Annotated in this window: 11 protein-coding genes, 1 tRNA gene and 1 pseudogene; 9 read left to right on the top strand and 4 right to left on the bottom strand. The window is 30.9% G+C overall.

From position 1 onward, the window contains the following. A partial coding sequence (locus AW732_RS00790) for a putative Ig domain-containing protein (RefSeq protein ID WP_172790359.1) occupies positions 1-889 on the bottom strand: 889 nt, incomplete at its 3' end. 206 nt (positions 890-1,095) lie between these two features. Between AW732_RS00790 and AW732_RS00785 the strand changes: the two genes are divergently transcribed. From AW732_RS00785 to AW732_RS00775, 3 genes are all read left to right on the top strand, one after another. Then, a complete protein-coding gene (locus tag AW732_RS00785) occupies positions 1,096-2,046 on the top strand; it encodes an alcohol dehydrogenase catalytic domain-containing protein (protein ID WP_067957101.1) in 951 nt (316 codons plus the stop codon). A gap of 108 nt (positions 2,047-2,154) precedes the next feature. Further along, positions 2,155-3,300, top strand: coding sequence for a glycosyltransferase family 2 protein (locus AW732_RS00780; protein ID WP_082697383.1), 1,146 nt, complete (start codon positions 2,155-2,157; stop codon positions 3,298-3,300). A gap of 102 nt (positions 3,301-3,402) precedes the next feature. Beyond that, a complete protein-coding gene (locus tag AW732_RS00775) occupies positions 3,403-3,930 on the top strand; it encodes a DedA family protein (protein ID WP_067957095.1) in 528 nt (175 codons plus the stop codon). Between the two features lie 12 nt (positions 3,931-3,942). On the opposite strand, the gene AW732_RS00770 is transcribed toward AW732_RS00775, so the two are convergent. Next, positions 3,943-4,734, bottom strand: coding sequence for a DUF72 domain-containing protein (locus tag AW732_RS00770; protein ID WP_067957092.1), 792 nt, complete (start codon positions 4,732-4,734; stop codon positions 3,943-3,945). Between the two features lie 220 nt (positions 4,735-4,954). Between AW732_RS00770 and hisS the strand changes: the two genes are divergently transcribed. Continuing rightward, entirely contained in the window at positions 4,955-6,235 is a 1,281-nt protein-coding gene (hisS, locus tag AW732_RS00765; protein WP_067957089.1) for a histidine--tRNA ligase, read from the top strand. Here hisS and AW732_RS00760 read toward each other — a convergent pair. After that, positions 6,216-6,881 (bottom strand): translation initiation factor IF-6, encoded by a 666-nt coding sequence (locus tag AW732_RS00760; RefSeq protein ID WP_067957086.1) that lies wholly within the window; start codon positions 6,879-6,881, stop codon positions 6,216-6,218. The genes hisS and AW732_RS00760 overlap by 20 nt on opposite strands. 136 nt (positions 6,882-7,017) lie before the next feature. On the opposite strand from AW732_RS00760, the gene AW732_RS00755 reads away from it, so the two are divergent. From AW732_RS00755 to AW732_RS00745, 3 genes are all read left to right on the top strand, one after another. Continuing rightward, positions 7,018-7,527 (top strand): ferredoxin family protein, encoded by a 510-nt coding sequence (locus AW732_RS00755; protein ID WP_067957083.1) that lies wholly within the window; start codon positions 7,018-7,020, stop codon positions 7,525-7,527. Between the two features lie 93 nt (positions 7,528-7,620). Next, the gene (locus AW732_RS00750; RefSeq protein ID WP_067957080.1) at positions 7,621-8,169 is read left to right on the top strand and encodes a ferredoxin family protein; all 549 of its coding nucleotides are present in this window, start codon (positions 7,621-7,623) and stop codon (positions 8,167-8,169) included. A 72-nt stretch (positions 8,170-8,241) separates the two neighbouring features. Continuing rightward, positions 8,242-8,325: transfer RNA gene (locus AW732_RS00745), tRNA-Ser, on the top strand. Between the two features lie 3 nt (positions 8,326-8,328). On the opposite strand, the gene AW732_RS00740 is transcribed toward AW732_RS00745, so the two are convergent. Then, positions 8,329-9,279, bottom strand: a complete 951-nt coding sequence (locus tag AW732_RS00740; RefSeq protein ID WP_067957077.1) for a replication factor C small subunit — start codon at positions 9,277-9,279, stop codon at positions 8,329-8,331. Between the two features lie 192 nt (positions 9,280-9,471). Here AW732_RS00740 and AW732_RS00735 point away from each other — a divergent pair, with 192 nt between their 5' ends. Together AW732_RS00735 and AW732_RS00730 are read left to right on the top strand one after the other, a co-directional pair. Continuing rightward, positions 9,472-9,990, top strand: coding sequence for a hypothetical protein (locus tag AW732_RS00735; RefSeq protein WP_067957074.1), 519 nt, complete (start codon positions 9,472-9,474; stop codon positions 9,988-9,990). Then, a pseudogene (locus AW732_RS00730) lies at positions 9,983-10,509 on the top strand (minichromosome maintenance protein MCM); the annotation flags it as partial. The gene AW732_RS00735 and the pseudogene AW732_RS00730, both read left to right, overlap by 8 nt.

Below are 10,509 nucleotides of genomic sequence, written 5' to 3'. Positions count from 1 at the left end.
CATCTAATCCAACTGCTTGATAAATTGAAGAATATTGTGAGTAATTACTGTCAAACCATTCTTTGTATGATTCTTCATTGTTGTATCTGTCAACATAACTTTGTGGGTCTTTTGATTGGTCTACAAATGACGCAATTGTAGACACAACTACTGGTTCAACTACTGGTTCAACTACTGGTTCAACTACTGGTTCAACTACTGGTTCAACTACTGGTTCAACTACTGGTTGTTCATATGCTTTTTTTACAGTAATTGTTATGTTTTCTCTATCTTCTTGATTGTCTGCATTTACAATTATTTTAAAATTATAATTCACATCTTCAATATTTCCATGTGATACAGTTGGAGTCCAAACAAATTGTCCAGTAGTCGAATCAATTGTAGCCCCTGTTGGTTCATTTTCTAAACTGTAAATTGGATTTGTAAATGTAGAATCTGTTATACTTGCAGTAAATGAAATTGTTTTTTCTATTTCAGTAATTTTATTTTCAATTGAATTTAATTGTAAAATAGAAAATGTTTCTGCTAAAATCCTATTTCCATCAAATTCTAAAGATAAATTTGTTCCATCATTTTTTTGAACCGTAAATGCTGTAAATTGATATGTTCCAACTACTTGAAAAAATTCATCAACACTTTTTGGCATTGTTTTAAATTTTCCTTCGTTATTTGAAATTGCTCCAACAAGCATACTTTCTTTTCCATATGGACTTTCCATAATTACATTAATCATTGTATTTGCTTCTTCTGCAGTACCTACAAATACAATTCCTTCATCAATTGTGTAGAAACTCTTTTCAATTGAAAATTCGGTTACTTCTGCATTTGCTGGAATTAACATAATCAAAAATAATGATAATATGCCTAATCCCACTAATTTAATTCCCATATTATTGATTTGAAACTTGACTTTTAAAAAATAAGCATAGTTTTTTCCTGTTTATAGCAAATAATTATTCACAAAATTTACAAGTCAAGCAAGACTTTCATGTATACTTAATCTTCATTTTTAATAATCACGTCATAAAATGTACATGGTGAGATTATATTTTTCATATACTAATCTTTTAAAATTACAATTATTTTGATAATTTTATGAAAGCAACTTTTTTTGATGGAACAAAAATGATTTTAGATAAAAATTATCCTAATCCTGATTTTAATGAGACATTAGTTCATGTAGATTTAGCTGGAATTTGTGGAACAGATTTAGAAATCTTAGATGGATATATGCAATATACTGGAATTTTAGGACATGAATTTGTTGGAACTGTAAAACAATCTGATAATCCTAAAATGATTGGCAAACGAGTGGTTGGAGAAATTAATGCAGGTTGCGGAAAATGTGATTCTTGTATTAATGGAATGGAACGACATTGTTCTACTAGAACTGTATTGGGAATTTTAAAACGTAATGGTGCTTTTGCTGAATATCTCTCCTTACCTGAAAAGAATCTACATGTAATTCCAGATTCTATTAGTGATGAACAAGCTGTATTTGTTGAACCATTAGCTGCTGCTTTTGAAATTAATGAACAAGTTTCTTTAAAACCTGAATGGAATGTTGCAGTAGTGGGTGATGGACGATTAGCACAATTAATTATTCAAGTTATAAAATTAACATGTTCAAACATTACTTGTTTTGGAAAACATGAAACTAAACTTCAAAGTTTGATTCAATCTGGAATTAAAATTAAACTAGGCATTGAATCTACCGATGAACAATTATTTGATTTAGTAGTTGAAGCAACAGGAAGTAATTCAGGATTTACTGATACAATGAAACTTGTTAAACCCCGTGGAACCGTAGTTTTAAAATCCACTATTGCATCAAGAGAAAATCTTGACTTAACTCCTACAATCATTAATGAAATTACTTTAATTGGTTCAAGATGTGGATTGTTTAAACCCGCAATAGATGCATTAGCAACAGGAAAAGTATCAGTTGATTCTATGATAGATTCAACCTTTTCTTTAGAAAAATTTGAGGATGCTATTACATATGCTAAAAAACCTAATACTCTGAAGGTATTCTTAAAACCTTAATTGACTTTGATTTTATTTTATGATCGTGACTAATTACGACTAATCGTGCTCAATAAGTGAAATTTTTTACATAAAACATTTTAATTCAATTTGAAAAAATCAGACATATTGAATAACGCTGAGATTTCAATCATTTTGCCCACTTATAATGAATCTAAGAATATTCGTGGAATTTTAGATCATATTAAGAAATCTTTCCCATCTAATCTAAAATTAGAAACTATTATTGTTGATGATAATTCCCCTGACAACACTGCAAAAATTGCTGAAGATTATTTTCATTCAATTAAAGAAAAATCAAGCCATACAATCAACGTAATCAAACGAAAAGCAAAAAATGGATTAAGTTCCGCAATTTTAAATGGAATTCAAGAATCTTCTGCTAATACAATTGTAGTAATGGATAGTGATTTTTCACATCCTCCAAATATCATTCCAAAATTAGTTGATGCAATTAAACAAACTAGATGTGATATTGCAATTGCATCAAGATATGTTAATGGTGGTTCAATTCAAGGTTGGCCCATTAAAAGAAAAATTATGAGCAAAGTTGCAACCTTAATTGCAAAAAAAGGATTAGGAATAGAATCTCATGATCCTATGTCTGGGTTTTTTGCATTCAAAAAAAATATTCTTGATGGATTAAAATTTGATGCACTTGGTTACAAAATGCTTTTAGAAATTCTAGTAAAAACAAAGGGTGTAAAAATTGAGGAAGTACCTTACACATTTGTTGATAGAGAATTAGGTTCTAGTAAACTAGATTCTTCAACTATTTTTGATTATTTCAAATCTGTTTGGAAATTATATAAATATGGAAAAACAGTTGAAAAAGACGAAAAACGAACTTCTGTAAAGTTTCTATCTAAAGCTGCTAGATTTTTCACTGTTGGGGCTTCTGGTTTAGCAATAAATTATCTCGCTTCTATGCTTTTTGCATTAAATTCTGACATGTGGTATCTTCATGCAACTACTTTTGGAATAATCTTCTCCATTTCCAGTAACTTTCTGTTGAACAAATATTGGACATTTGAAGATAGAGACTTTGCTCCAAAACGAACGATAATTCAGTATGGAAAATTTGTTGGATTCAGTTCTATTGGTGCATTAGTTCAGCTTGGAATGGTTTACAATCTTGTAGATCAATGGAGCGTATCTTATCCTATTTCATTAGTTTTAGCTGTAGGTGTTGCTGCATTTGGCAACTTTTTGTTAAATAAAAGATGGACATTCAAAGAAAAAGTCTGGAGTTAAATTTCTAATTTATTTATTTGAAAAATTTAGGCATAAAAAATCATGATTTGTCTAACTCTTCTCTCGTAAGGTAATTTAGTGAGATTTCATTGTAAAAAAGAAATGGAACCCTTTGATTCATTTGTTATATTTATTGCAGATTTTTTAGGTGAGCATCTCTATGAAGGAATCTTCCTTGCAGCATTAATTGAAACCGTCATTCCTCCAATTCCTACTCTTGCAGTCTTTCCAACAGCGGGATTTTTAGCTTCACAACAAGGCATTTCGTTATTAGAAATTATTCCTATGATATTTCTTGGTGGAATTGGTTCTACAATTGGAACCTCTATAATCTATTTGATTGCATTGAAACTTGGACGTACAGTTTTACTACGATATTTAAAAAATTTCAGAATCACTGAAAAAAAATTGGAACGAGTAGAAATTTGGTTTGAAAAATATGGTGATAAGGCAGTTTTAATTGGTAGAATTGTACCTGTAATGAGAGAAATGATTTCAGTACCTGCGGGATTATTAAAAATGAAAATTCCTAAATTTATCTTGTTTACGTTTATTGGTTCTTGCATATGGTCCTCTATTACTATTCTTGCAGGATATTATTTTGGTGAGGCAATTGGTCTTGCAAAATAATTTAATTTTAGTTTAAAATTTTCCTAACGTCTTTTGTTTTTTCTCTTCCCAAATCAATTCCCTCATTCCTAAATTTTTACCCAAAGTATTTGCAGTTGCAGGTCCGAATCCTTCAAAATGATTGTTGGCCATTACCATTGCTAGAGGAATTTCAGAAATTTTACTCAATTTTTGTGCCCAATTTTTAATCCATTGGCTCTTGTCTTTTCTAATTTTACCAAATTGATTATCTGGAATACTTCTATCTCCAATTAATCTAAGATAAAGATAATTTGATGTAATTGGCATTGGATTGTTAATTCCCTCTACTAAATTCCAAACTAGGCAATGCTTCCTCTCTTTAAAATAATTTAATGCTTCTTTTGTAAACCAAGATTCATGCCTACCTTCAATTGGATATAAAAAATCTCTAGGTAAAATATCAAATATTCTATCTAATCTTGGTTTTGCTTCATCAAATGTTAATGATGGTGGTAATTGTAAAACTAGTGCTGTGATTTTTTCATGAATTGGTAAAAGAGATGTTAAAAAAGAAAAGACTTCAGAATCTATCTTATCTAATCTTTTTTCATGGGTGATAATTGAAGGAAATTTAGCTGTAAATTTGAAATGTCTGGGTGTATCAGTACTCCATCTTCTAACAATTTCTTGTGATGGAATTTTATAAAATGTTGAATTAATTTCAGTAATGCTAAAAATCTGTGAATAATATTTTAGCCATTCAGAACTTTTAAGTTTTTTTGGATAAAAAGTTCCAGACCATCCTTGATAACTCCATCCAGTACATCCAATTTTAATTTCCATATTTTAACTTCATACGATAATAATATTATTTTTAACTAAATTGTTCATCTATAAATCCACTTTGCAAAGATCTATAAACTAAGAAAAATTATTTTCAATAGAAATGATTGAAATTAGTGATTGGTGGAATGGTTTTCCTGATCTTGAACAAGATTTAGAAGAAAATTTCAATTAATGTTATAGAAATATCTAAATCACAATCCTCTAACAGATAATTACATTGGAATTACCACGTGGAATGAAAGATTTTGTAGGTTCAGAAACTGCCAATATTGAACATATAAGATCTCATTTTAAACAACTTTCAAATTTGTATGGATTTTCATTTATGGACCCCTCACCAATTGAATTACTTTCAACACTTGAAACAAAATCTGGTCCTGCAATTAAAGACGAAATTTATTATTTTAAAGATAAGGGTGATAGAGAAATTGCATTAAGATTTGATTTTACAATGGGTCTAACAAGATATGCAACTTCCCAAAAATCTATGAAACTGCCCGCAAAAATCTCTAGTTTTGGAGGTGTTTTTAGATATGATGAACCTCAAAAAGGCCGTTATCGATATTTCCACCAATGGGATCTTGAAATTTATGGTAAATCAAATTTAGAATCTGAATCAGAAATTATTGAATTAACATCTCGATTATTTGATTCATTATTGCTTAAAAATATCATAATAGATGTCAATCACAGAAACCTAGTTGAATCTTATATTAACAAAATTTTTGATTCAAACGAATCCCAATTAGTTGGAGATATGTTACGTGCAGTTGATAAGATTGCAAAAAAATCAAAAGAAGATATTATTAAAGAATTTGAAGATAGATATCCTAAAGAAAAATTAGAAAAAATATTAGAATTTTCACAAATTAAAGGAACCATAAAAGAAGTTGAATCAAAATTTGATGTATCTCAATTAGAATCTTGGAATGATATCAAATTACTATTTGATTCTTTAGAAAATCGGGGTGTCTCTAATGTTAGAATTAATTTTGGAATTGTTAGAGGATTAGATTATTACTCTGGAATTGTTTTTGAAGTATTTGATAAAAATTCAAAACTTGGTGCATTGGCTGGTGGAGGAAGATATGATACACTAACTAAAGCATTTAATCGAAATGATCTTGGTGCAACCGGTGTTGCAGGAGGGGTTGAACGAATAATTTTAACTATGCAAGAACAAAATATTATTTCAGAAATTGAACCATCTAGAGTTTCAGTTCTTTACATTAATGATGAAATGCAAAAAGTTGCACACTCAATTACGTCTTTACTAAGACTAAATAATATTCCAACTGATATTGATTTGGCTGGAAGAAATCTAAAAAAACAAATGGATATTGCAAATAATGCTAGATTTTCTATCATTGTTGGGCCTCAAGAATTGGAGCAAGGAAATGTAATGGTAAAAGATATGAAAAGTGGAACTGAAGGAACTGTATCTTTAGAAAAACTTACAGACGATCCAAAATCTGTTCTTAATTTAGAAATGCTTTAGTTAAATTCATAATTTCTGGACCATTTGTTAGTGAGCCTACTACGACACAATGATCATTTGCTAAAATTCCTGATGAGACATATGGAATACCTCCATTAATTGAACATTTTTCAACATTTACGCCTAATACATCTGCGATTTCTGTGATGTCTTTTTCTTCTGCTTCTGGATGAATTGCAGCTCCTGTGTTGTTTGCCCTTAATGTAACTCCTGATAAATGGGAACCTGCAATCTTTTTTTGTAGAACTTCCACTCCCATTACATCTGATATTGTTTTACAATTTTCATTTGATAATGCTGGTGAAACAATTGCTCCTTTATCATTTGCACAAATAATATTTCCAAGTGCATTATGTTTTGTATCTAAAACTCCAACTTCCAAATCTGTTTCATTTTTCAAATAATCAAACTCATCTTGATAAGCAGTAGGTGGTAAAAGAAATCCCTTGTTATTCATTACTGATAAGGAACCGATTAATCTTGTATTGGCAATTGCTGTGTACATTATTTCAATATCCAAATATTCTTCTAATTTTTTTGCTTTAGTTTCTGCAAATCCCATTGGAACTAATCCAATTGTATCGTTTACACTAATGTAAACACCAATGTTTGGCCCTCTATACACATCATATTTGATTATATCCATATCCAAACTATTGATCGTTATACGTTATGAACGTAAGGAAATTATTCCTGCCTAAATGATCGATTTATTTCAAAAATAATTCAATCTGTATGGTAGAATCATCTAACTTTAAATAATAACATCATGGAAATCCCGTATGCCAATAGCAGAAAATTTCCCTGAAGGTCTAAAACCAACAGGAAAAATTAGTCTAGATGATGGTAACTTCCATATTATGTGGGGACCTGGTAAAAAAACTAACACTGATGGTTCACAAGCTGAAGTATTTGCAGACACTGATGTTGTAGCAGCTTATGCTGCAAGAGGTGAAGAACAAGTTCCTCTTGGTGTAAGTGGAACAATGGTTGCAGTTGATTGGGATTCTTGTGTTGCAGATGGTGCATGTATTGAAGCATGTCCTGTTCAAGTTTTTCAATGGTACAGAACTGAAAAAGATATTCCTGCAAAAGATGTTGTTGGACAAACATTTGCTGGAACTGGAAGTGATGTAAAAGATGAGCGAAAAGATCTAACTGATAAAGCAGATCCTATTCGTGAACATGATTGTATTTGGTGTATGGCATGTGTATCTGTTTGTCCACCTCAAGCAATCAAAGTCGATCAATCAAATGTCGAAAAACACGAAAGTGCAGCAAAATTGCTATAAATCAAATCTTTTTGGATTCTCAACTTTTAATTTTTAATTTAGTCTTGACTAACTTTCTTTAGCTTTAAATAAGATTTACAAATAAATGATCCAATGGCAGATCTACAAATACCAGAAGACTTTTGTCACAACGATGTAGAACCAAAAGGAAAAACAAGCCATAGTGATGGTGAAAATTTCCATTATATCTGGGGTGACGGAAGAACTGATGGTGCAGCATTCTCAAACGATGATGTAAAGGCAGCTTATGAAGAAAGAGGCGAAGAACAAGTTCCTCTTGGAATTCATGGTACTAGCGTTGCAGTCGATTGGGATTCATGTGTAGCAGCTGGTTCATGCATGAGTGTATGTCCAGTTCAAACATTCCAATGGTACAGAACCGAACAGGATGTCCCAGCAGCAGATGTTTTGGGAGCAACCTTTGAAGGTACTGGTTTAACCGAACAAGATGAAAGATTAGATTATACCGACAAATCACAACCAATCAGAGAACACGATTGTACTGTTTGTATGGCATGTCAAGAAATTTGTCCTGAAGGAGCTATTCGTATCGAATCAGCTAACCAAGAATGGCACGAAAAAGCAGCCGGAACATATGTAATTATGAAATCTGGTTCTGAAAATCCACACGCACACGATTAAAGAATTTTTTCTTTTTTCTTATTTTTCTATTTAATTATCAACAGATTTTAATCACTATTTTCAACATTTTTTGCCGAGGTCGCTTAGTTCGGTAGAGCGCGGGCCTTGAGAGCCTGTGTGCGCAAGCACGCGGGGGTTCAAATCCCTCTCTCGGCGTTTTTAATTTTCTATTCTTGCAATTTCTGCAAGCATTGCTGATAATTGAATTTCAGAATTTGCCCCAACTAAAATCCTATAATCATATTTTGCAATAACTTCTAAAATTTCTGATAGTTTTTTGTGTTTTGATTTAAAAACTGCTGAATTGAAATATTTGAGAAAATCTGATTCTGACATTCCATAAACTTTAATCAATTCAATCATTTTTTCTCTGGATTCTACAACATTTCCAGATAATACAATTTTTAATATTTCATCAACATCAGTTGTTTTAGTTAGTCCTGCTGATGATGTTACTGTTTCTTCTGTTATTTCTCCTAAACTTGCAGTTGCTTGTAACAAATTAATTGCATGTCTCAAATCTCCTTGAGAATAATCATAAATTGCTTTTAATCCTTTTTTATTTGATTTCACTTTTTCTTTTTTTGCAATTATTTCTAATCTGCTAATAATGTCATCTTCTTTAACACTTGTAAATTTGAATGTCGCACATCTACTTTGAATAGGATCAATAATTTTTGAAATATTATTTGCAATCAAAATAAATCGACAAATTTTTGCAGTATCTTCAATAATTCTCCTGAGTGCTGTTTGAGCATCAGATGTCATTTCATCTGCCTCATCCAAAATTATGATTTTAAAAGGCACATTTGACAATCCTGCAAATCCTGAAAACTTTTTTACTTTTTCTCTGACCATTCCAATGCCTCTTTCATCAGATGCATTTAGTTCAAGTAGATTTCCTTCGATATTGTCTCCTAAAATTTGTCTTGTAATACATAGCGCTGTAGTTGTTTTTCCAACTCCTGCAGATCCAGAAAACATTAGATGTGGCATATCTGTTGGATCTTTGATTAAAGCAGATAAACTACCAATAATTTCACTTTGTCCAACAATTTCCGAGATTTCTTTTGGTCGATATTTCTCTACCCACATTCCTGTTGCAGACATCAAGTATCGAAAGTCTGAACCCATTAATAAATCCGAATTGGTTATTCTGTAATCCAATTCATTAAAATTCAAATTTATCTTATGGTTCCTAGCCTCAACCTGTGATTAATTAGGATCAAATGATCTCACTAAATTGTTAACAGAATTGATCGATCCGATACTTGAGGATCTAAAATCGATAAGTGATCTCATATGAAAATTGAAGAAATAGAAAAAGTACATTCGATAGGATATCGCCTAAAAGACGCTAAAGTTACTGTAAATCAGGATTTTAAGTATAATGTGGCAGGAGTCAAAATTGAGGGTACGCAAGGCGATACTAATAACATGCCTCAGTGGATTGGAAAAATTTTGAATGATAGTGGGGTTGGTAGTGTTGATATGCCTGATATGATTACTGAATTAAAACAAGCATTATCTAAAGAAAAAATGGTTGGAGAATACCAGTTATCTACATTGGAACCTCATTTTTATATTAAATTAAAACAAACTATGAAAGATTTGAACCGTGATGACTTTAATCATGTTGAGAGTATATTGTTAGAATTGTTTAGAATGAGAAGAGGAAAAATTGTAAAACTTGCTGATTCAATTAAACTAAACTCTGATATTTACAATCAATTAACTGTAGAAGAAAATATTTTCTATACAACCATTTACGAAAATAGTAAAGAATTTGAAAATCAAGTAAGAGGAAATTCAAATGAGTAGTCAAACTAGTTCATTTACTGATTCTGCATTATCTGACAAAGTAAAAGAATTTCTAACAAGATTCAAAGATAAACATGGTGATTACAAGTATGTTGATGCAATTGATGCAATGATGCCAAAAAATGCAAAGTACATTGTAGTTGATTACAATGATCTTGTTACAGAACCTCAAATAGAAATAATATTTACTGAAAATCCTGATAGAATTTTTGATGCTTTTGCAAGAGCAATCAAAGAAGCACTACAAACAAGATTTCCAGATTATGCTGAAAAAATCAAAGAAGAAGTTCGTGTAAGAATTGCAAATTTTCCTCTTGAAAGAAGTTTGCGACAAATTAATGCTGAAACTATAGGAACTATGACAAGTGTTTCTGGAATGGTTGTTAGAGCTTCAGAAGTCAAACCTCTTGCAAAAGAATTAGTTTTTGTATGTCCTGATGAACATATCACAAAAATAATACAACTAAAAGGAATGGATGCAAAAATCCCTGTAGTTTGTGATAATCCAAATTGTAAACA

Source organism: Nitrosopumilus sp. Nsub (assembly GCF_001541925.1).
Taxonomy (GTDB): Archaea; Thermoproteota; Nitrososphaeria; order Nitrososphaerales; family Nitrosopumilaceae; genus Nitrosopumilus.
Note: the sequence above shows the minus strand (reverse complement) of the source record. Positions and strands in the feature narration are given on the sequence as shown.

Bases quoted from the DNA above. Each gene is read 5' to 3' on its own strand.
- AW732_RS00755 (WP_067957083.1), top strand. From the start codon at position 7,018: ATGCCAATAGCAGAAAATTTCCCTGAAGGTCTAAAACCAACAGGAAAA.
- AW732_RS00770 (WP_067957092.1), bottom strand. From the start codon at position 4,734: ATGGAAATTAAAATTGGATGTACTGGATGGAGTTATCAAGGATGGTCT.
- AW732_RS00785 (WP_067957101.1), top strand. From the start codon at position 1,096: ATGAAAGCAACTTTTTTTGATGGAACAAAAATGATTTTAGATAAAAAT.
- AW732_RS00750 (WP_067957080.1), top strand. From the start codon at position 7,621: ATGGCAGATCTACAAATACCAGAAGACTTTTGTCACAACGATGTAGAA.
- AW732_RS00775 (WP_067957095.1), top strand. From the start codon at position 3,403: ATGGAACCCTTTGATTCATTTGTTATATTTATTGCAGATTTTTTAGGT.
- AW732_RS00735 (WP_067957074.1), top strand. From the start codon at position 9,472: ATGAAAATTGAAGAAATAGAAAAAGTACATTCGATAGGATATCGCCTA.
- AW732_RS00760 (WP_067957086.1), bottom strand. From the start codon at position 6,881: ATGGATATAATCAAATATGATGTGTATAGAGGGCCAAACATTGGTGTT.
- AW732_RS00740 (WP_067957077.1), bottom strand. From the start codon at position 9,279: ATGTCTGCAACAGGAATGTGGGTAGAGAAATATCGACCAAAAGAAATC.